Here is a 20,202-nt window from a genome sequence, read left to right on the forward strand (position 1 = left end):
CGAACACACGCTCAGTCCTTGTGGACGGTGCCGTCCGGGTCGAGGCCCTTGAAGGACAGCAGGACGATCAGGATGCCGCCGCACACGATCGCCGAGTCGGCCAGGTTGAAGACGGCGAAGTGCTTCGGCGCGATGAAGTCCACCACCGCGCCCTCGAAGACGCCCGGCGCCCGGAAGATCCGGTCGGTGAGGTTGCCGAGCGCACCGCCGAGCAGCAGGCCGAGCGCGATCGCCCAGGGCAGGCTGTAGAGCTTGCGGGCGAGCCGGGCGATGACCACGATCACCGACGCCGCGATCACCGTGAAGATCACGGTGAAGGCCTCGCCGAGGCCGAAGGCGGCGCCCGCGTTGCGGATCGCCTCGAACCGCAGCCAGTCCCCGACGATCTCGATCGGCTGGTGGTGCTCCAGCTTCGCGACCACGAGCATCTTGCTGATCAGGTCGACGGCGTAGGCGAACGCGGCGACCGTGAACAGCACGGCGATGCGGCGCCTGCCGCGGGGGCGCTGCCCGGCGGCCTGCGCCGCGGTCCCGTCCGCACCGGGCGACTCGCCCGACGCCGGCTGCCCGGCGTTTCCGCCGGACGGCTCCGGTTCGGCTCCCGCCGCCTCTGGAGTGTCCGGCGTACCGATGATGCGCTCCGCCTCTGCCACGTGAGTCCCTCGACCTAGGTACCTGACTGAGGACGAGGGTACGGCACGCCTTCCGGCGGCCGGGTGATCAGTACCGCCGCTCCTGCTTCTGCTTGCACTCGACGCACAGCGTGGCCCGCGGGAAGGCCTGCATGCGGGCCTTGCCGATGGGATTGCCGCAGTTCTCGCACAGGCCGTAGGTGCCCGCGTCCAGCCGCTCCAGGGCGTGCTCGGTCTGGACGAGCATCTCGCGCGCGTTGGCGGCCAGCGCCAGCTCGTGCTCGCGCGTGATGTTCTTCGTACCGGTGTCCGCCTGGTCGTCGCCGGCGCCGTCCCCCGAGTCCCGCATCAGTCCGACCAGGGCCGCCTCGGACGAGGTCAGTTCGGCACGCAGCCGGTCCTTCTCGGAGTCCAGTTCGGCACGGGCCTCCGCGACCTCCTCGGGGGTCCAGGGGTCCTCGCCGGGGCGTACCGCCAGTTCGCCGGGCTCCGTCGCGGCGAACCGCGCCTTCGGAACAGCGGTCTGCGCCGCCGGGGCCGTGCCAGTCTTCTTCGCAACCACCGTCGTGGCTCCCGTCTGCTCCGCGGCCGAGGCCGCGCCCACCTTCTTGGCCGTGCTCTTCCTGGGGGTGCTCCTGCGGGCGGTCCCCTTCCCGGCCGCACCGCCCCCGCCGCCGGCCCCCTCCGTACCGGCGTCCACCTCACCGACCGCGTCCCGCGGACCGGCTCCCGACTCGCGGGCCGCACCCTGCCGGGCCCCGGCCGTCTTCCTGCCCGCGGCCGCCCTCTTCGAAGCGGCCTTCTTCCCGGCGGGCTCCTTCGCGACGGGCGTCTCCCCGGCGACCGCCCTCCCCGCGGCCGCCGTCCTCTCCGCCGCGACCGTCCTCCCCTCGACCGCCGTCCTCCCCGAGACCCCTGCCTCACCGGATGCCGCGGCCGCCCCGGAGGCGGCAGCCGTCTCCGGGGCCGCGGCCTTCTTCCCGGCCGCCGCCCCCTTGGGCGCCGCCTTCCCGGGCGCCGCTTTCGCGGCCCGCCCCGCCGGCTTCGCGGCCCCCGCCGTGCCACCGCCCCGCATGCTCTTCTTCGCACCGACGTCCTTGGCCGCACCGCCGGAGGCGCCGGTGGAGCTGCCGGACGCCGACTGCTGTACGGCGGTCTTCTTCGCCACCATGGCCGCGGCCCCTTCACATATTGTGATCTTGCACGCGAATCGTGCTGGGACGATAAATCGACTTGAGTCCCGCGGCAACGGGGCACACCGCCCGATCCGCCCGCCTCGCACACGTCACACGGCAAGCATGCATCCGTTGTGCCCAGCTCCCCGCCGGGTAATCCGACCAGTCGGCGGTCCGGGAGCCGGAACCCGCGCACCTCGCCGTTCGGGTCATCCCGGACCGCCCCCGGCCCGCCGTCCGCGAAGCCGGAAAACCGGTCGGCCGCCGTCCGCGCGGCGCCGTACACTGGGCGGAGCGAGAAGCGTGGATGGGGACGAGTAGCGGCGTACGCAGCCCAGAGCGACCCGGGGACGGTGGAAGCCCGGGGGCGAGCGCGACGTGAAGATCACCCCGGAGCCGCCGGAAGAAAGCCTCGGACAGTGGGCCCCGCCCACGGACGTCCGAGGCCGGTAGAACCGGCATCGCGACCCCAATGAGGGGGCTCCCCGGAGCGTACGGCGCACCGGAGGGCCAAGGAGGGTGGTACCGCGGGAGCGCGCCGCACACGGCGTGGACAAAGCTCTCGTCCCTCCGACGGAAGGCAGCACATCCGCCGGAGGAAGCTCGTTGAACACGCAGCCGCAGTACCGCCAGGTACCCGCCCAGGTCGACCTGCCCGCCCTCGAGCACGCCGTGCTCGAGTTCTGGCGCGAGCAGAAGATCTTCGCCAAGACCCTGGAGCAGTCCGAGGGCCGCCCCGAATGGGTGTTCTACGAGGGCCCGCCCACCGCCAACGGCATGCCGGGGGCCCACCACATCGAGGCACGCGTCTTCAAGGACGTCTTCCCCCGCTTCCGCACCATGCGCGGCTACCACGTGGGCCGCAAGGCCGGCTGGGACTGTCACGGCCTCCCGGTGGAGCTGGCGGTCGAGAAGGAGCTCGGCTTCACCGGCAAGCAGGACATCGAGGCGTACGGCATCGCGGAGTTCAACGACAAGTGCCGCGCGTCCGTCACCCGGCACACCGACGCGTTCACCGAGCTGACCCACCGCATGGGCTACTGGGTCGACCTGGACGACGCCTACCGGACCATGGACCCCGAGTACATCGAGTCCGTGTGGTGGTCGCTCAAGCAGATCTTCGACAAGGGCCTGCTGGTGCAGGACTACCGCGTGGCCCCCTGGTGCCCGCGCGACGAGACGGGCCTGTCGGACCACGAGCTGGCGCAGGGCTACGAGACGATCGTCGACCCGTCCGTGTACGTCCGCTTCCCGCTCACCTCCGGTCCGCTCGCCGGCGAGGCCGCGCTGCTGATCTGGACGACCACGCCCTGGACGCTGGTCTCCAACACCGCGGTCGCCGCGCACCCCGACGTCACCTACGTCGTCGCCACCGACGGACGGGAGAAGCTCGTCGTCGCCGAGCCGCTGCTCGGCAAGGCCCTCGGCGAGGGCTGGGAGAGCACCGGCCAGACCTTCAGCGGCGCCGAGATGGAGCGCTGGACCTACCGGCGTCCGTTCGAGCTCGTGGAGTTCCCCGAACCCGCGCAGTACGTGGTCAACGCCGAGTACGTCACGACCGAGGACGGCACGGGTCTGGTCCACCAGTCCCCCGCCTTCGGCGAGGACGACCTCAAGGTCTGCCGCTCCTACGGCCTGCCCGTCGTCAACCCCGTCCGCCCGGACGGCACCTTCGAGGAGGACGTCCCGCTGGTCGGCGGCGTCTTCTTCAAGAAGGCGGACGAAAAGCTCACCGAGGACCTCCAGCAGCGCGGCCTCCTCTTCAAGCACCTGCCGTACGAGCACAGCTACCCGCACTGCTGGCGCTGCCACACCGCGCTGCTCTACTACGCGCAGCCGTCCTGGTACATCCGCACCACGGCCGTCAAGGACCGCCTCCTCGCGGAGAACGAGAAGACCAACTGGTTCCCGGACACCGTCAAGCACGGCCGCTTCGGCGACTGGCTGAACAACAACATCGACTGGGCGCTCTCCCGCAGCCGCTACTGGGGCACCCCGCTGCCGATCTGGCGCTGTGCGGACGACCACCTCACCGTCGTCGGCTCGCGCGCGGAGCTGACCGAGCTGACCGGCACCGACCAGTCCGAACTGGACCCGCACCGCCCCTACATCGACGCGGTCACCTTCGACTGCCGCCATGACGGCTGCGGGAAGACGGCCACGCGCGTGCCCGAGGTCATCGACGCCTGGTACGACTCGGGTTCGATGCCGTTCGCGCAGTGGGGCTACCCGTACAAGAACAAGGAACTCTTCGAGTCCCGCTACCCCGCGCAGTTCATCAGCGAGGCCATCGACCAGACCCGCGGCTGGTTCTACACGCTGATGGCGGTCGGCACCCTGGTCTTCGACAAGTCCAGCTACGAGAACGTCGTCTGCCTCGGCCACATCCTCGCCGAGGACGGCCGCAAGATGTCCAAGCACCTGGGCAACATCCTCCAGCCGATCCCGCTGATGGACCAGCACGGCGCCGACGCGGTGCGCTGGTTCATGGCGGCCGGCGGCTCTCCCTGGGCGGCCCGCCGCGTCGGCCACGGCACCATCCAGGAGGTGGTGCGCAAGACCCTCCTCACCTACTGGAACACGGTCGCCTTCCAGGCCCTGTACGCCCGCACGTCCGGCTGGGCCCCGTCCGGGGCCGACCCGGCCCCCGCCGACCGCCCCGTCCTCGACCGCTGGCTGCTGTCCGAACTCCACGCGCTCACCGACCAGGTGACCGAGTCCCTGGAGGCCTACGACACCCAGCGCGCCGGCAAGCTCCTCTCGGCGTTCGTCGACGACCTGTCCAACTGGTACGTACGCCGCTCCCGCCGCCGCTTCTGGCAGGGCGACAAGGCCGCGCTGCGCACCCTGCACGAGGTCGTCGAGACGGTCACGAAGCTGATGGCCCCGCTGACCCCGTTCATCACCGAGCGGGTCTGGCAGGACCTGGTCGTGCCGGTCTCCCCCGACGCCCCCGAGTCGGTGCACCTGGCGTCCTGGCCGGAGGCGGACCTCTCCGCGATCGACCCGGAGCTGTCGCGGCAGATGGCCCTGGTGCGCCGCCTGGTGGAGCTGGGCCGTGCCACGCGCGCCGAGTCGGGCGTGAAGACGCGCCAGCCGCTGCGCCGGGCGCTCATCGCGGCCACGGGCTTCGACGCGCTCTCCCCCGAACTGCACGCGCAGATCACGGAGGAGCTGAACGTCGAGTCGCTGGCGTCGCTCGCCGAGGTCGGCGGCAGCCTCGTCGACACGACCGCCAAGGCCAACTTCCGCGCCCTGGGCAAGCGGTTCGGCAAGCGCGTCCAGGAGGTGGCCAAGGCCGTGGCGAACGCCGACGCGGCCGCGCTCTCCCTCGCCCTGCGCGAGGGCACGGCATCGGTGGAGGTCGACGGCGAGACGGTCACCCTCGCCCCGGACGAGGTGATCATCACGGAGACCCCGCGCGAGGGGTGGTCGGTGGCGTCCGACTCGGGCGCGACGGTCGCCCTCGACCTGGAGATCACCGAGGAGCTGCGCCGCGCCGGCCTGGCCCGGGACGCGATCCGCCTGATCCAGGAGGCCCGCAAGAACAGCGGCCTCGACGTCGCCGACCGCATCGCGCTCCGCTGGACCGCGACCGACCCGGCGACCGTCGACGCGCTGACCGGTCACTCGGCCCTGATCGCCGACGAGGTCCTCGCCACCGACTTCGCCCAGGGCGGGGCGGACGACACCTACGGCGCCCCGTTCGCGGACGAGGGCCTGACCCTGACGTTCCGCCTGCGCAAGGCGTAACGCCTCCGGGGCCGGCAAGGGCCCGGTCTCTTCCCCCCGCGGGGGAGAGACCGGGCCCTTCCGCATGCCGGGCGTCGCCGGAGGCTGCCGCCCGGCCCCTCGGCACGCGTGGGCCGGCCCCGCAACACGCGTAAACAGGGCGGGGCCCCGGAAAGGAATCCGGGGCCCCGCCCTGTGAACGCTGCCGACGCCTAAGGCGTGGTACCGGCCGTCAGTTGTCGTCCTCGTCGATGAGGAAGCCGCGCATCGGCGAGGGAGCCTGCCCCATCGGGGAGGGGCCCTGCGGACGCACCGGCGCCATCGGCTGGGTCATCGCCGGGGACATCTGCTGCTGACCACCGTAGGACGGGCCGGCCTGGCTCGGTCCGCCCATGCCCGGGTTGCCGCCGCCGTAGGACGGGGCGCTCGCGCCGGCCGGAGCCATCGAAGGCGACGGGGACGGCGGCAGGGAGGCCGCGGCCGGGGTGCGCGGCGGGGCGAGGGAGTCGTCGGCCTGGGTCTCCAGCTGACGCAGCTGGGACTCGAGGTACGACTTCAGGCGCGTGCGGTACTCGCGCTCGAAGCCGCGCAGGTCCTCGACCTTGCGCTCCAGCGTGGCGCGGGCGGACTCCAGGGAGCCCATCGCGACGCGGTGCTTCTCCTGCGCGTCCCGCTCCAGGGCGTCGGCCTTGGCACGGGCGTCGCGCTCGAGACCCTCGGCACGCGAACGCGCCTCACCGACGATCTTGTTGGCTTCGGAGCGGGCCTCGGCGATCGCCTGGTCGGCGGTCTGCTGGGCCAGCGAGAGGACACGGGCGGCGCTGTCGCCACCGGGGCCCTGACCGGGGCCGCCCATGGGGCCGCCCATCTGCTGCTGCATGGGGTGGCCGCCCATGGGGCCCTGACCCATCGGACCGGGACCCATCTGCCCCTGACCCATGGGACCCTGGCCCATCGGACCGGGACCCATCTGCCCCTGACCCATGGGGTTCTGGCCCATCTGGCCCTGGCCCATCTGGCCGGGACCCTGCTGACCGCCCTGACCACCGCCGGGGCCGGCGGGCAGCTGCGGGGCACCGCTCGGCAGCTGGGGCGGACCACCCATGGGGCCACCCATCTGCTGCTGCGGCGGGCCCGATATGCCGGCGGGCACCGGTCCGCCGCGCATACCCTGCGGCATCCCCTGCTGCGGCATCCCCTGCTGGGGCATACCCTGCTGAGGCATACCCTGCTGCTGCGGGGGCATCCCCTGCTGCTGGTCCTGCGGCTCCGGAGGCTTGCGCATGTTCTGCTGGTTCTGGGCAGCAGCACGCGTGGCGGCGGCCAGCTTGGCGCGCAGGTCCTCGTTCTCCCGCAGCAGGCGGGTCAGTTCGGCTTCGACCTCGTCGAGGAAGGCATCGACCTCGTCCTCGTCATAGCCTTCTCGGAGGCGGACGGTCGTGAACTGCTTGTTCCGCACGTCCTCGGGGGTCAACGGCATCTCTTCACCTCAACGTAGTCGTCGGCATTCGGCAAGACGGTAGTTCACATCGCTCACAGCCGGACCACGATCGAGATCAGGATGTAGACGATGATCATCAGTACGAAGAAGGACAGGTCGAGCGCCACGCCCCCGAGACGCAACGGCGGGATCACCCGCCGCAGAAGCTTGAGCGGTGGATCGGTGACAGTGTAGGTGGCCTCCAGAACGACCACCATCGCCTTGCCGGGCTGCCATGAGCGGGCGAACTGGAAGACGTAGTCCATGACCAACCGGAAGATGAGCACGATGAGGAAGACCATCAGCGCGATGTAGACGACATCCAGGACCACGCTCATGTTCGGTGCTTCCCTCTCCCCTGCCCACGTACTCTCTCGTCACTGCTGTTCCGGTCGTGCGTCTCAGCTCTGGTTGAAGAACCCGCCCTCTGCGATGCGGGCCTTGTCCTCCGCCGTGACATCGACGTTAGCAGGCGACAACAGGAACACCTTCTGCGTCACCCGCTCGATACTGCCGTGAAGACCAAACACCAGACCGGCCGCGAAGTCGACAAGTCGCTTCGCGTCCGTGTCGTCCATCTCCGTCAGATTCATGATCACCGGAGTGCCCTCACGGAAGTGTTCCCCGATGGTACGGGCCTCGTTGTAGGTCCGGGGGTGGAGCGTGGTGATCCGGTACGGCTCTCGTTCGGACACGACCTTGGGCATGATCACCGGTGCGTTCTTCTCCAGGGACTGACGTTCTTGTGTGATGGATGCCACGGGCGCGATACGCGCCGGACGCCCGGATTCCGCGCCTGGCGAAACGGATCTGGCCACCGGCTCGCGCGGCACGGGCGGTTGAGTGATTCGCACCTCTTCGTCCCTTTGGGACTGATGTGCTCCATGTGACTGGTGTGACGGCTCATGCCGTCGGTGGTCACGCTCGGGCTCAGGGTCGAGCTCGGGTTCGAAGTCGTCGTCGGGGTCGAAACCCCGGCCGTCGTACCCATCGTCCTCCACGAGGCCGAGGTAGACCGCCATCTTGCGCATCGCGCCGGCCATGCTCTGAGTCCTCCGCTCTGTGGTGGATCCGCTGACGACTGCCAAGTCCCGCGATCCACGTGGCCCTTGTGCCGCCTTTCGACGGTAATGACCATATTTTCTGCTGTGGTCCGACTTCCTGGCGACGTTACCCGAGCCTGGGACGGACTCCGAGTACCGCGGTGCCGACGCGTACATGTGTCGCTCCGGCCGCCACGGCCTGTTCGAGGTCCGCGCTCATCCCTGCCGAGACCATGTTCGCAGCAGGATGGGTTCGGCGCAGGTCGGTCGACAAATCCATCAACCGGTCGAACGCCGCCCGTTGACGTCCGGCGTACTCCCCGGTCAGAGGTGCGACTGTCATCAGCCCGTCGAGCCGGAGCCCCGGAGCGCCCGCCACGAGGTCGGCCAACTCCGCGATCCCGCCGGGTGCGACACCGCCCCGCTCCCCCCGCGCGCCCCCTCCCGCCGAGGGCTCCCCCGCGTCGAGCGCGACCTGGATGAGGCAGCCGACCTCGCGCCCGACGCGCTCGGCCTCCCTCGACAGGGCCGTGACCAGGCGGGACCGGTCCACGGACTGCACGACGTCCGCGTAACCGACCACGGAACGCACCTTGTTGGTCTGCAGTTGCCCCACGAAGTGCCAGGAAAGGGGCAGATCCGAGCAGGCCGCGGCCTTGGGCGCCGCGTCCTGGTCACGGTTCTCGGCGACGTGCCGCACGCCCAGTTCCGACAGTGCCCGCACGTCGCTCGCCGGGTAGGTCTTGGTGACCACGATCAGGGTCACCTCCTCCCGCGCGCGCCCGGCCGCCGCGCACGCGGCCGCGATGCGCTGTTCCACCTTCGCCAGATTTCCGGCGAGTTCTTCCTTGCGGTCCGTCATGCCCATCAGCCCAGCCAGACATATCCCGCGAGTCGCCCCGTGGTGCGATCGCGGCGGTACGAGAAGTGGTCCTGCGACTCGCGCGTGCACACCGGCGACCGCTCCCGGTCGTGCACCCCGAGCCGGTCGAGCTGCGCGTGCACCCCGGCGGTCACGTCGACAGCGGGGGTGCCCCAGCCGGTCTCGGCGTGCGCGGCCGGCTCGACGGCGGACACCTCGGCCCGCATCGCCTCGGGCACCTCGTAGCACCGGCCGCAGACGGCGGGGCCGGTGCGGGCGACGATCCGGGAGGGCTCGGCACCGAGTCCGACCATGGCCCGTACGGCGGCGGGCACGATCCCCGCGACCATCCCGGGCCGGCCGGCATGGGCCGCGGCCACGACACCGGCGACCGGGTCGGCGAGCAGCACGGGCGTGCAGTCGGCGGTGAGGACGGCGAGCGCGAGCCCCCGCTCCCGGGTGACGATCGCGTCGACCTCGGACACCGGCTGCTCGCCCCAGGGGCCGTCGACGACGGCGACGTCCGCGCCGTGCACCTGGTTCATCCAGACGACCCGGTCCGCCTCGAGACCCAGCGACTTGGCCGCCGACTCCCGGTTGGTCCGTACGGCCTCGGGGTCGTCGCCGACCGCTCCGCCGAGGTTGAGCTCCTCATACGGAGCGGCGCTCACCCCGCCCCACCGGTCGGTGAAGGCGAAGTGCGCGCCGCTCGCGTGTCCGCGCTGTCCTATCACTTCAGGAAGTCCGGCACGTCCAGTTCCTCGGCCGCGCTGTCCGAGTAGCTGCGCGACGGCGGCACCGGCGGGGCGACCGGGATGTCGGCGACCGGCTCGGGCGCCGGCTCCGGCTCCTCCTTCGGGGTCACGCTGCCGAGCGAGCCGAAGGTCGGCCGGCTCTCCGGCTGCCGTACCGGAGCGGGCTCCTCGCGGCGGGGCGAGGACGAGGCCGAGGACGACGAAGAGCCGGAGGCCGAGCCGAGGACGTTGTCCCGGCGGGCCGGGGGCTGGCCCCCGTCGAAGCCGGCCGCGATCACGGTGACCCGGACCTCGTCGCCGAGCGCGTCGTCGATGACGGCGCCGAAGATGATGTTGGCCTCGGGGTGGGCGGCCTCGCTGACCAGCTGGGCGGCCTCGTTGATCTCGAACAGGCCGAGGTCGGAGCCGCCGGAGATGGACAGGAGCACACCCCGGGCACCGTCGATGGACGCCTCGAGCAGCGGCGAGGAGATCGCCATCTCGGCGGCGGCCACCGCGCGGTCGTCGCCGCGGGCCGAGCCGATGCCCATGAGGGCCGAACCCGCCTCGGACATGACCGACTTGACGTCGGCGAAGTCGAGGTTGATCAGACCCGGCGTGGTGATGAGGTCGGTGATGCCCTGGACACCGGAGAGCAGGACCTGGTCCGCCGACTTGAACGCGTCGAGGACGGAGACCTGACGGTCCGAGATGGACAGCAGCCGGTCGTTGGGGATGACGATGAGGGTGTCGACCTCTTCGCGGAGTTCGGCGATGCCGTCCTCGGCCTGGTTGGCGCGGCGCCGTCCCTCGAAGGTGAACGGGCGCGTGACCACGCCGATGGTCAGGGCGCCGAGGGAGCGCGCGATGTTGGCCACGACGGGTGCGCCGCCGGTGCCGGTGCCACCGCCTTCACCGGCCGTCACGAAGACCATGTCGGCCCCCTTGAGGACCTCCTCGATCTCCTCGCGGTGGTCCTCGGCGGCCTTGCGGCCGACGGCCGGGTTGGCTCCGGCGCCTAGTCCGCGGGTGAGTTCGCGGCCGACGTCGAGTTTGACGTCGGCGTCGCTCATCAACAGCGCCTGGGCGTCCGTGTTGATGGCGATGAACTCGACACCCTTGAGACCGACCTCGATCATCCGGTTGATGGCATTGACACCACCGCCGCCGACACCGATGACTTTGATGACTGCGAGGTAGTTCTGCGGTGCTGCCACGTCGAAGGCCTCTCGCCTCGAGTTACGTGTCGCTGGTTCGCGAGACGCTCTGCGCTCCACGATCCGGCGACTGATGCCGAATGGGACGGTCCGTTTCGCCGACCCGAACCCTAACGCTGAAGTTTAGGGTTACCAGTGTGCCTGTTCCTTGAAGTCTTCTGAACAGGACACTAAGTCGACAAGTGGCGCCCGTTCAACGAACACGCCGAACCTCCCGTTTTTCTTTTCACCCTATGTGATCAGCCATGTCGCTGCCCAACCAGGGTGCTGGCCTGCGCCGATGTGCGTCAACTCCTCGCCGACGCAGGGGCCGTGGGGACACTCACGACGAAGTGCCGTGCGTCCGGAGAGGCTTTCATCAGAGCGAGGATGGTACGACCCTTCGCCGCACCGTCCTCGGCGCTGCCCCACGCGACGGTCCGGCCACCGCTCAGTTCCAGCGAGATGTCGTCGTAGGAACGGACCTTGACCACGCGGGTGACCCGGGCGACCGCGGACGGCAGGGCACCGGCGGTCCGCACCGCCTCGCGGACGAGGCGGTCCTCGCCGAAGCGGCGCAGGCTCGCGGCGGCCGAACTCGACGGGGAGGGTTCCGCTTCGAGTAGCGGAACACCCTTCGGAGCCCGGGAAACAGTGGCGAAACGGACACCCTCGTCGTCCACTTCGATGAATTTCCGCTCTTTTCGGACCAGCAGGACGGGCGTGCGTTCGGTCACTTCCAGACCGATTCCGTCTGGCCACGAACGGGTCACGGCAACCGAGTCGATTCGGCGCAGTCTCCCCCTCAACCGCTCCTCGATCGCGCCGGTGTCGACGGAGACCAGCGGCGACCCGACGGGGACGTCGGCGGCCTCGCGGACCTGGGCCGGCGTCAGAACCGCCGTGCCGGAGACGGAGACCCGCTCCACGCGCAGCCACGGGGAGCCGTACAGCAGCCAGCCGACGCCGGCGCCGAGGAGGACGGCCGCGAGCGCGATGATGATGATCATACGAAGCCGGCGTGGACCGAGCCGCCGGACGAGGGGCGGGCCGGACGACTCCTGCTGGCGTGCACCGCGCTCGGCGGTGGCGGATCCGGCCACGCGCACTCCCTTTCCTGGCCCGGTTGACCTCCGGGGCACCGCGGGCGGCGCCGAACGGCAGGGGGTCCCTGACCGCTCGGCGCCGACGCGCCCCTTCGGCTCACTCGCCGATGCGTTTCCTAGTGGTGTGCACGGCCGGCGGCGATCGCCTCGTACACCATGCCGACGAGCAGGTCGTCGGCGTCCCGGCGCCCGAACTCACCGGCGGCGCGGGACATCTCGTACAGCCGGTGCGGGTCGGCCAGCACCGGCAGGACGTTCTCCCGGATCCACTCCGGGGTCAGTTCCGCGTCGTCGACCAGGAGGCCGCCGCCGGCCTTGACCACCGGCTGGGCGTTCAGCCGCTGTTCGCCGTTGCCGATGGGCAGCGGGACGTAGGCGGCGGGGAGCCCGACGGCGGAGAGTTCGGCGACGGTCATGGCGCCCGCGCGGCAGAGCATCATGTCGGCGGCGGCGTACGCGAGATCCATCCGGTCCACATACGCTACCGGGATGTACGGGGGCATTCCCGGCATCTGCTGGACCTGTGGCAGTTCGTTCTTCGGGCCGACCGCGTGCAGGATCTGGATGCCGGCCTGCTGGAGCCACGGGGCGACCTGCTGGACCACCTCGTTGAGGCGGCGGGCGCCCTGCGAACCGCCGGAGACGAGCAGCGTCGGCAGGTTCGGGTCGAGGCCGAAGGCGTGCCGCGCCTCGGGGCGCACGGCGGCCCGGTCCAGCGTGGCGATGGAACGGCGCAGCGGGATGCCGATGTAGCGGGCGTCGCGGAGCTTGCTGTCGGGCGTGGAGACGGCGACGCGGGCGGCGTACCGCGAGCCGATCTTGTTGGCCAGGCCCGGGCGGGCGTTGGCCTCGTGGATGACGATCGGCACGCCCCGGCGCTTGGCGGCGAGGTAGGCGGGCAGGGCCACGTATCCGCCGAAGCCCACGACCACGTCGGCCTTGGTGCGCTCCAGGATCTGCTCGGTCGCCTTGATCGTGCCGCGCAGCCGGCCCGGGACGGTGATCAGCTCGGGGGTCGGCTTGCGCGGCAGGGGCACCGCGGGGATCAGCGCCAGCTCGTAACCCCGCTGGGGTACGAGCGTGGTCTCCAGACCGCGCTCCGTGCCCAGGGCCGTGATCCCCACCGAGGGGTCCTGCCTGCGCAGGGCGTCCGCGAGGGCGAGCGCGGGCTCGATGTGGCCGGCGGTCCCCCCACCAGCGAGTACGACATGCACCGAAATTCACCGCTCTCCGGACGTACGCGCCGCCGAGGCACGCCGTCGCATCGTGTTCCATCTCCGGGGCCCCGTGAGACCCCCGGCTCCCCGCTTTCTACCAAAGCGGGGAGGCCGCATCGCAAGCGCCGCCCGCGCAGCGGGCTCGTCGCGTGCGAAGGCGATCATCAGCCCGATGGCGAACATGGTCGGCAGCAGGGCGGATCCTCCGTAGGAGAACAGCGGGAGGGGGACACCGGCGATCGGCAGCAGGCCGAGCACCGCACCGATGTTGATCACGGCCTGGGCCGTGATCCAGGTGGTCACGCCTCCCGCGGCATACCTGACGAAGGGGTCCTCCGTGCGTCCGGCCACGCGGATACCCGCATAGCCTAGAGCCGCGAAGAGGGCGAGCACCGACAGCGTCCCCGCGAGACCCAGTTCCTCGCCGGTGACGGCGAAGATGAAGTCGGTGTGCGCCTCGGGGAGTTGTCCCCATTTCTCCACGCTCGCCCCGAGTCCGGAGCCGAAGATGCCGCCCGAGGCGAGGGCGTAGATCCCGTGCACGGCCTGCCAGCAGTCGGCCGCCCCGGACTTCGGTTCGGTGGCGCCGATGCAGGCGAGCCGGGCCATGCGGTTCGGGCTGGTCTTGATGAGGATCACGCCGATCAGGGCGGCGATCGAGAGCACGCCGGCGAAGAGACGGGTGGGCGCGCCCGCCAGCCACAGCAGGCCGAACAGGATGGCCGTGAGGATGATCGCCGTCCCCATGTCGCCGCCGAGCATGATCAGTCCGAGCAGCATGAACGCGACCGGCACGAGCGGCACCAGCAGGTGCTTCCACTGGCTCAGCAGCGTCCTGTCCTGTTTGCGGGCCAGGAGGTCGGCCCCCCAGAGCACCAGCGCGAGCTTGCCGAACTCGCTGGGCTGGATCTGGAACGAGCCGCCGAGCGAGATCCAGTTCTGGTTGCCGTTGACCGCCATCCCTATCCCCGGCACCTGCACCAGGACCATGAGGAAGACGGCGCCCGCGAGGATCGGGTAGGCCAGTGCCCGGTGCAGTTTCACCGGCATCCGGGAGGCGGCCAGCATCAGCAGCCCGCCGATGGCGGCGGCGAGGAACTGCTTGCGGAAGAAGAACGAGCCCGGCAACGACATCTGCAACGCGGTGACCTGTGAGGCCGAGTAGACCATCACCAGGCCCAGCACGGTGATCAGCAGGCTGCCGCCGAGGATCAGGTAGTAGGCGGTCAGCGGCCGGTCCCAGGCCCTGCGGACACGCTTGTGGAGCCGCAGCACCGGGTTGTCGCGCGGCGGCCCGGCGGCGGGTCTGCGGACGGCACGCTGGACGGGCGGCCGCCCGGTACGGCTACCGGGCACCGCAGCCTCCGGTGAACGTCGGCCTCGACGGTCGCACGCGTCCCTCCCAAGGTCCGCCCGGCAGGCGGCCGGGTCAGGCGCCGAGTTCGCGAACGGCTTCCGCGAACGCGTCACCGCGCTGGTTGTAGTTGACGAACATGTCCATGGAGGCGCAGGCCGGGGCGAGGAGCACCGTGTCGCCTTCGACGGCGAGTCCGCGGGCCTCCTGGACAGCCGCGAGCATCGCCCCAGTGTCGGTCCGGTCGAGCTCGACGACCGGTACCTGCGGGGCGTGTCGCGTGAGGGCTTCGCGGATCAGGGCGCGGTCGGCGCCGATGAGCACGACCCCGCGCAGCCGCTGCGCCGACTGCGCGACCAGTTCGTCGAAGGTCGCCCCCTTGGCGAGGCCGCCCGCGATCCACACGATCGACTCGTACGCCGCCAACGAGGCCTGCGCGGCATGGGTGTTGGTGGCCTTGGAGTCGTCGACGTACGCGACGCCGTCCAGGTCCGCCACGTGGGCGATCCGGTGGGCGTCGGGCGTGAAGGCCCGCAGCCCGTCCCGTACGGCCGTGGCGGGCACCCCGAAGGCGCGCGCGAGGGCCGCCGCGGCAAGGGCGTTGGCGATGTTGTGCGGCGCGGGAGGGGTGACGTCGGAGACCTCGGCCAGCTCCTGGGCGTTCTTCTGCCGGTTCTCGACGAAGGCCCGGTCGACCAGGATGCCGTCCACGACGCCGAGTTGGGACGGGCCGGGGGTGCCCAGCGTGAAGCCGACGGCCCGGCAGCCCTCCTCGACGTCCGCCTCGCGCACCAGGTCCTCGGTGGCCTTGTCGGCCACGTTGTAGACGCAGGCGACCCGATTGCCCTCGTACACCCGGCCCTTGTCCTTGGCGTACGCCTCCATGGAGCCGTGCCAGTCGAGGTGGTCCGGGGCCAGGTTGAGCACGGTGGCCGAGTGGGCGCGCAGGGAGGGCGCCCAGTGCAGCTGGTAGCTGGAGAGTTCCACGGCGAGGACGTCGTGGCGCTCCTCGCCGAGGACCGCGTCCAGCAACGAGACCCCGATGTTGCCGACGGCCGCCGTGCGCAGGCCGGCCGCCGTCAGGATCGACGCCAGCATCTGGGTGGTGGTGGTCTTGCCGTTGGTGCCGGTGACGCAGAGCCAGGGGGCCGCGTCGGGCCCCCTGAGCCGCCAGGCGAGTTCGACGTCGCCCCACACCGGCACACCGGCCGCGGCGGCCGCCGTGAACAGCGGCTTGTCCGGCTTCCAGCCGGGCGCGGTGACGATCAGGTCGGTGCCCTCGGGCAGGGTCGCCCCGTCGCCGAGGCGCACGGTGACGCCCAGCTCCAGCAGCTCCGCGGCCTGCTCACGCGCGCGTGCGTCGTCGCCGTCGTTGACGACGGTGACGTGCGCGCCGAGGCCGTGCAGCACCTTGGCCGCCGGGATGCCGGAGACGCCGAGTCCGGCGACGGTGACGTTCTTCCCCTGCCAGTCGGTCACTTTTCTGCTGCCCATCCCGCGTAGAAGAGACCCAGTCCGACGATCACGCAGATGCCCTGGATGATCCAGAAGCGGACCACGACGAGAACCTCGGACCAGCCCTTGAGTTCGAAGTGGTGCTGGAGCGGCGCCATGCGGAAGACGCGCTTGCCGGTCATCCGGAAGGAACCGACCTGGATGACCACCGACATGGTGATGAGGACGAACAGCCCGCCCAGGATGGCCATCAGCAGTTCGGTGCGGGAGCAGATCGCGAGACCGGCGAGCACGCCGCCGAGCGCCAGCGAACCGGTGTCGCCCATGAAGATCTTGGCCGGCGAGGTGTTCCACCACAGGAAGCCGAGGCAGGCGCCCATGAGTGCGGAGGCGATGACCGCGAGGTCCAGCGGATCGCGCACCTCGTAGCAGGCGCTGGGGTTGGTCAGGGTCTCGCCGTTGGCGCAGGACTCCTGGAACTGCCAGACGCCGATGAAGGTGTAGGCGCCGAAGACGAGGACGGAGGCACCGGTGGCGAGGCCGTCCAGACCGTCCGTCAGGTTCACGCCGTTGGACATCGCGAGGATCATGAACAGCGCCCAGACGACGAACAGCACCGGGCCGATCGTCCAGCCGAAGTCCGTGATGAACGACAGCTTCGTGGAGGCCGGGGTGTTGCCGCGCTGGTCGGAGAACTGGAGCGAGAGCACCGCGAAGGCGATGCCGACGATCAGCTGGCCGGCCATCTTCGCCTTGGCCCGCAGGCCCAGCGAACGCCGCTTGACGATCTTGATGTAGTCGTCGAGGAAGCCGACCAGACCCATGCCGCACATCAGGCCGAGCACCAGCAGACCGGAGTAGGTCGGCGGCTTGCCCGTGATGACCTTGGACAGGAAGTACGCCGCGACCGTCGCCAGGATGAAGGCGATACCGCCCATGGTCGGCGTACCGCGCTTGCTGGCGTGCTCGCGCGGGCCGTCGTCGCGGATGTACTGGCCGTACCCCTTGCGTGCGAGCAGCTTGATCAGCAGCGGGGTGCCGACCAGCGTCAGGAAGAGGCCGATGACGCCCGCGAACAGGATCTGATTCATCATCGGGCCGCGACCTCACCCTCGGCACCGGTCTCGAGCAACGCCTGCGCGACGCTCTCCAGTCCGACCGAACGGGACGCCTTCACGAGTACGACGTCCCCCGGGCGCAACTCGCTGCGCAACAGGTCGACAGCCGCCTGTGCGTCGGACACGTGCACCGACTCCTCACCCCACGAACCCTCGTTGTATGCGCCCAGTTGCAGCCAGGCGGCTTCCCTGCCCCCGACCGCGACGAGCTTGCCGACATTGAGCCGGACGGCGAGCCGTCCGACCGCGTCGTGCTCGGCGAGCGCCTCGTCCCCCAGCTCGGCCATCTTGCCGAGCACCGCCCACGTACGGCCCCCCTTTGCCTGTGAGGCTTTGCCCATGGCCGCGAGCGCGCGCAGGGCGGCTCGCATGGACTCGGGGTTCGCGTTGTAGGCGTCGTTGACGATCGTCACGCCGTCCGGGCGCTCGGTGACCTCCATCCGCCAGCGGGAGAGGGAGTCCGCCTCGGAGAGCGCGGTGGCGATCTCTTCCGCGGACATACCCAGCTCATGGGCGACGGCGGCCGCGGCGAGCGCGTTCGACACGTGATGCTCACCGTACAGGCGCATGGTCACATCGCTTGCACCGGAGGGTGTGTGAAGCCTGAAGGCGGGCTGTCCGGTGTCCGTGAGTCTCACGTTCTCGGCGCGTACGTCCGCTTCGTCGGACTCTCCGAAAAGGACCACCTTCGCCTTCGTACGGGAGGCCATGGCACGGACCAGGGGGTCGTCGGCGTTGAGGACCGCCACACCGCCCCCGCTCGCGGGCGGGAGGCTCTCGACGAGTTCGCCCTTCGCCTGGGCGATCTGCTCGCGGCCGCCGAACTCGCCGATGTGGGCGGTGCCGACGTTGAGCACGAGGCCGATCCTCGGCGGCGTCAGACCGGTGAGGTAGCGGATGTGGCCGATGCCGCGGGCGCCCATCTCCAGGACGAGGAACCTGGTCTCCTCGGTGGCGGACAGGGCGGTCAGCGGGAGCCCGATCTCGTTGTTGAGCGAGCCCGGCGTGAACACCGTCGGCGCCTTGCGCCGCAGGACCTGGGCGATGAGGTCCTTGGTGCTGGTCTTGCCGGCCGAGCCGGTGAGGGCGACGAGGGTCGTGCCGAGCTCGCGCACGACGTGCCGGGCGAGGGCGCCGAGCGCCGCCTGGACGTCGTCCACGACGATCGCGGGCACGCCGACGGGCCGCGAGGCCAGTACGGCCGCCGCGCCCGCCTCGACGACCGCCCGCGCGTAGTCGTGGCCGTCCGCCCGTTCGCCGACGAAGGCGACGAAGAGGCTGCCGGGCTCCACCTCGCGGGAGTCCCGGACGACGGGTCCGGTGACCTGCGCGGACGGATCCGGTATGTCGTACGTCTGCCCGCCGACGACTGCTGCGATCTCGGCGAGGGAGAGGGCGATCACAAGTTCATCCCTGGGTCTTCTGGATAGCTTCGCGAAGCACCTGGCGGTCGTCGAAGGGACGGACCACACCGGCGATGTCCTGGCCCTGCTCGTGGCCCTTGCCCGCGACCAGCACGGTGTCCCCGGGCCGCGCCCGGCCGACGGCGGCGGCGATCGCGGCGGCCCGGTCCTCGAACAGCTGCACCTCGCCGCGCTCGTGGGCCGGCACGGACGCGGCACCCTGGAGCATCGTCGCGAGGATCGCGAGGGGGTCCTCGGAGCGGGGGTTGTCGGAGGTCAGTACGGCGGTGTCGGCGAGCCGGGCCACGGCGGCGCCCATCGGGGCCCGCTTGGTGGTGTCGCGGTCGCCGCCGCAGCCGAGCACCACGTGCAGCCGGCCCTTGGTGACCTTGCGCAGCGCCTTGAGCACCGACTCCACGGCGTCCGTCTTGTGCGCGTAGTCGACGACCGCGAGGTAGTCCTGTCCGGCGTCCACCCGCTCCAGCCGGCCCGGCACGCCCGGTACGGCGGCCACGCCGTCGGCGGCGGTCTGCGGGTCGAGCCCGGCGGCGGCGAGGGCGACGACGGCGCCGAGGCTGTTGGCCACGTTGAAGGGGCCGGCGATCGGCGACCTGGCGGCGATCCGCTCGCCCCGCGGGCCGAGGACGGTGAACGTCGAGTCCATCGGGCCGACCTGGACGTCCACGGCCCGCCAGTCGGCGTCGGGGTGGCCCTCGGCGGAGAACGTGACGACGGGGACGGTGGCCTCGCCGGCCAGCCGGCGGCCGTACTCGTCGTCGAGGTTGACCACTCCGAGCCTGCTGCGCAGCGGGGTGAACAGCTGCGCCTTGGCCCGGAAGTAGTCCTCCATGTCGGAGTGGAACTCCATGTGTTCCGGGCTGAGGTTGTTGAACACGGCGATGTCGAAGACGCAGCCGTCGACCCGGCCGAGGACCAGGGCGTGGCTGGAGACCTCCATCGCGACCGCCTCGACGCCGCGTTCGCGCATGACCGCGAACAGGGCCTGGAGGTCGGTGGCCTCCGGGGTGGTGCGCTCGGACTTGATGCGCTCGTCGCCGATGCGCATCTCGACCGTGCCGATCAGGCCGGTCGCCCTGACCTTCTTCAGGCCGCCCTCGACGAGGTAGGCGGTGGTGGTCTTGCCGGAGGTGCCGGTGATGCCGATCTGGAGCAGCTCGCGGCCGGGGTGGCCGTAGATGGTGGCCGCCAGTTCGCCCATGCGTCCGCGCGGGTCGTCGACGACCAGGACCGGCAGGCCGGTGGCGGCGGCGCGCCCGGCGCCGGCCGGGTCGGTCAGCACGGCGACCGCGCCGAGGCCCGCGGCCTGGGTGGCGAAGTCGGCGCCGTGCAGGCGGGCGCCCGGGAGGGCGGCGTACAGGTCGCCGGGGCGGACGGCACGTGAGTCGTGGGTGATCCCCGTGACCTGCGCGGCGCTCTCCGGCTGCTCGGCACCCAGCTGTCCGGCCAGCTCCGCCAGGGGTGTGGCGGCGACGTGAACCGGTCGCGGCGGTCCCGGATACGTCACGGAAGCGCCCTTCTGGGTGGTTGGGGACTGATCAGCGTGTGGCACGGCGGTGAGCGTACCGGGCGGGGCTGGTCGGGAGCGAAGCGAGGCGGCGGGTGGTGCCTGGTTCGCGGGGTCGGGAGTGATCATGGTCACGGGCTGGTTCCCTGGCTGGTTCGGCGCTGAACACG

At 71.0% G+C, this 20,202-nt stretch carries 16 protein-coding genes; 1 reads left to right on the top strand and 15 read right to left on the bottom strand.

The annotated features are described in order from the left end of the window. Nucleotides 1–11 precede the first annotated feature (11 nt). Nucleotides 12–653 carry a signal peptidase II gene (lspA, locus tag ACH4N1_RS00090; RefSeq protein ID WP_398093331.1) on the bottom strand — a complete coding sequence of 214 codons (642 nt, stop codon included), beginning with the start codon at nucleotides 651–653 and terminating at the stop codon, nucleotides 12–14. Nucleotides 654–720: 67 nt separating this feature from the next. Further along, nucleotides 721–1,803, bottom strand: a complete 1,083-nt coding sequence (locus ACH4N1_RS00095) for a TraR/DksA family transcriptional regulator (protein ID WP_398093333.1) — start codon at nucleotides 1,801–1,803, stop codon at nucleotides 721–723. 610 nt (nucleotides 1,804–2,413) lie between these two features. Between ACH4N1_RS00095 and ileS the strand changes: the two genes are divergently transcribed. Next, nucleotides 2,414–5,560 (top strand): isoleucine--tRNA ligase, encoded by a 3,147-nt coding sequence (ileS, locus tag ACH4N1_RS00100; RefSeq protein WP_398093334.1) that lies wholly within the window; start codon nucleotides 2,414–2,416, stop codon nucleotides 5,558–5,560. Nucleotides 5,561–5,771: 211 nt separating this feature from the next. Here ileS and ACH4N1_RS00105 read toward each other — a convergent pair whose 3' ends face one another. The 13 genes from ACH4N1_RS00105 to ACH4N1_RS00165 form a co-directional block, all read right to left on the bottom strand. Continuing rightward, a complete protein-coding gene (locus tag ACH4N1_RS00105) occupies nucleotides 5,772–7,019 on the bottom strand; it encodes a DivIVA domain-containing protein (protein WP_398093336.1) in 1,248 nt (415 codons plus the stop codon). A gap of 53 nt (nucleotides 7,020–7,072) precedes the next feature. After that, nucleotides 7,073–7,357, bottom strand: coding sequence for a YggT family protein (locus tag ACH4N1_RS00110; protein WP_363087234.1), 285 nt, complete (start codon nucleotides 7,355–7,357; stop codon nucleotides 7,073–7,075). Between the two features lie 63 nt (nucleotides 7,358–7,420). Continuing rightward, nucleotides 7,421–8,062 carry a cell division protein SepF gene (gene sepF, locus ACH4N1_RS00115; protein ID WP_363087233.1) on the bottom strand — a complete coding sequence of 214 codons (642 nt, stop codon included), beginning with the start codon at nucleotides 8,060–8,062 and terminating at the stop codon, nucleotides 7,421–7,423. Nucleotides 8,063–8,189: 127 nt separating this feature from the next. Then, nucleotides 8,190–8,924, bottom strand: coding sequence for a YggS family pyridoxal phosphate-dependent enzyme (locus tag ACH4N1_RS00120; RefSeq protein WP_398093338.1), 735 nt, complete (start codon nucleotides 8,922–8,924; stop codon nucleotides 8,190–8,192). A gap of 5 nt (nucleotides 8,925–8,929) precedes the next feature. Continuing rightward, nucleotides 8,930–9,658 carry a peptidoglycan editing factor PgeF gene (pgeF, locus tag ACH4N1_RS00125; RefSeq protein ID WP_398093340.1) on the bottom strand — a complete coding sequence of 243 codons (729 nt, stop codon included), beginning with the start codon at nucleotides 9,656–9,658 and terminating at the stop codon, nucleotides 8,930–8,932. Continuing rightward, nucleotides 9,655–10,875 carry a cell division protein FtsZ gene (gene ftsZ / locus ACH4N1_RS00130; protein WP_366058843.1) on the bottom strand — a complete coding sequence of 407 codons (1,221 nt, stop codon included), beginning with the start codon at nucleotides 10,873–10,875 and terminating at the stop codon, nucleotides 9,655–9,657. The genes pgeF and ftsZ overlap by 4 nt, the downstream gene beginning before the upstream one ends. Before the next feature lie 287 nt (nucleotides 10,876–11,162). Next, on the bottom strand, nucleotides 11,163–11,957 hold the full coding sequence (locus ACH4N1_RS00135; protein ID WP_398093343.1) for a cell division protein FtsQ/DivIB: 795 nt from the start codon (nucleotides 11,955–11,957) through the stop codon (nucleotides 11,163–11,165). Nucleotides 11,958–12,076: 119 nt separating this feature from the next. Further along, nucleotides 12,077–13,174, bottom strand: a complete 1,098-nt coding sequence (gene murG, locus ACH4N1_RS00140; protein ID WP_398093344.1) for an undecaprenyldiphospho-muramoylpentapeptide beta-N-acetylglucosaminyltransferase — start codon at nucleotides 13,172–13,174, stop codon at nucleotides 12,077–12,079. A gap of 6 nt (nucleotides 13,175–13,180) precedes the next feature. Continuing rightward, nucleotides 13,181–14,533 (bottom strand): putative lipid II flippase FtsW, encoded by a 1,353-nt coding sequence (gene ftsW / locus ACH4N1_RS00145; RefSeq protein ID WP_398093345.1) that lies wholly within the window; start codon nucleotides 14,531–14,533, stop codon nucleotides 13,181–13,183. A gap of 73 nt (nucleotides 14,534–14,606) precedes the next feature. Further along, nucleotides 14,607–16,025, bottom strand: coding sequence for a UDP-N-acetylmuramoyl-L-alanine--D-glutamate ligase (gene murD / locus ACH4N1_RS00150; RefSeq protein WP_398093347.1), 1,419 nt, complete (start codon nucleotides 16,023–16,025; stop codon nucleotides 14,607–14,609). Continuing rightward, nucleotides 16,007–17,080: a phospho-N-acetylmuramoyl-pentapeptide-transferase gene (gene mraY, locus ACH4N1_RS00155; RefSeq protein WP_363087225.1), complete on the bottom strand. Its 1,074-nt coding sequence runs from the start codon at nucleotides 17,078–17,080 to the stop codon at nucleotides 16,007–16,009. The genes murD and mraY overlap by 19 nt, the downstream gene beginning before the upstream one ends. Then, nucleotides 17,077–18,507 carry a UDP-N-acetylmuramoyl-tripeptide--D-alanyl-D-alanine ligase gene (gene murF, locus ACH4N1_RS00160; RefSeq protein WP_398093349.1) on the bottom strand — a complete coding sequence of 477 codons (1,431 nt, stop codon included), beginning with the start codon at nucleotides 18,505–18,507 and terminating at the stop codon, nucleotides 17,077–17,079. The genes mraY and murF overlap by 4 nt, the downstream gene beginning before the upstream one ends. Before the next feature lie 4 nt (nucleotides 18,508–18,511). Further along, nucleotides 18,512–20,032, bottom strand: coding sequence for a UDP-N-acetylmuramoyl-L-alanyl-D-glutamate--2,6-diaminopimelate ligase (locus ACH4N1_RS00165; protein WP_398093351.1), 1,521 nt, complete (start codon nucleotides 20,030–20,032; stop codon nucleotides 18,512–18,514). Nucleotides 20,033–20,202 lie beyond the last annotated feature (170 nt).

Origin of the sequence: Streptomyces sp. NPDC017202 (assembly GCF_044331705.1) — a bacterium.
GTDB lineage: Bacteria > Actinomycetota > Actinomycetes > Streptomycetales > Streptomycetaceae > Streptomyces.

What these genes read in the sequence shown, in the direction of transcription:
- ACH4N1_RS00095 (WP_398093333.1), bottom strand. Translation starts at nt 1,803, where the DNA reads ATGGTGGCGAAGAAGACCGCCGTACAGCAGTCGGCGTCCGGCAGCTCC.
- ACH4N1_RS00105 (WP_398093336.1), bottom strand. Translation starts at nt 7,019, where the DNA reads ATGCCGTTGACCCCCGAGGACGTGCGGAACAAGCAGTTCACGACCGTC.
- ACH4N1_RS00110 (WP_363087234.1), bottom strand. Translation starts at nt 7,357, where the DNA reads ATGAGCGTGGTCCTGGATGTCGTCTACATCGCGCTGATGGTCTTCCTC.
- sepF (WP_363087233.1), bottom strand. Translation starts at nt 8,062, where the DNA reads ATGGCCGGCGCGATGCGCAAGATGGCGGTCTACCTCGGCCTCGTGGAG.
- ACH4N1_RS00120 (WP_398093338.1), bottom strand. Translation starts at nt 8,924, where the DNA reads ATGACGGACCGCAAGGAAGAACTCGCCGGAAATCTGGCGAAGGTGGAA.
- murD (WP_398093347.1), bottom strand. Translation starts at nt 16,025, where the DNA reads ATGGGCAGCAGAAAAGTGACCGACTGGCAGGGGAAGAACGTCACCGTC.
- mraY (WP_363087225.1), bottom strand. Translation starts at nt 17,080, where the DNA reads ATGATGAATCAGATCCTGTTCGCGGGCGTCATCGGCCTCTTCCTGACG.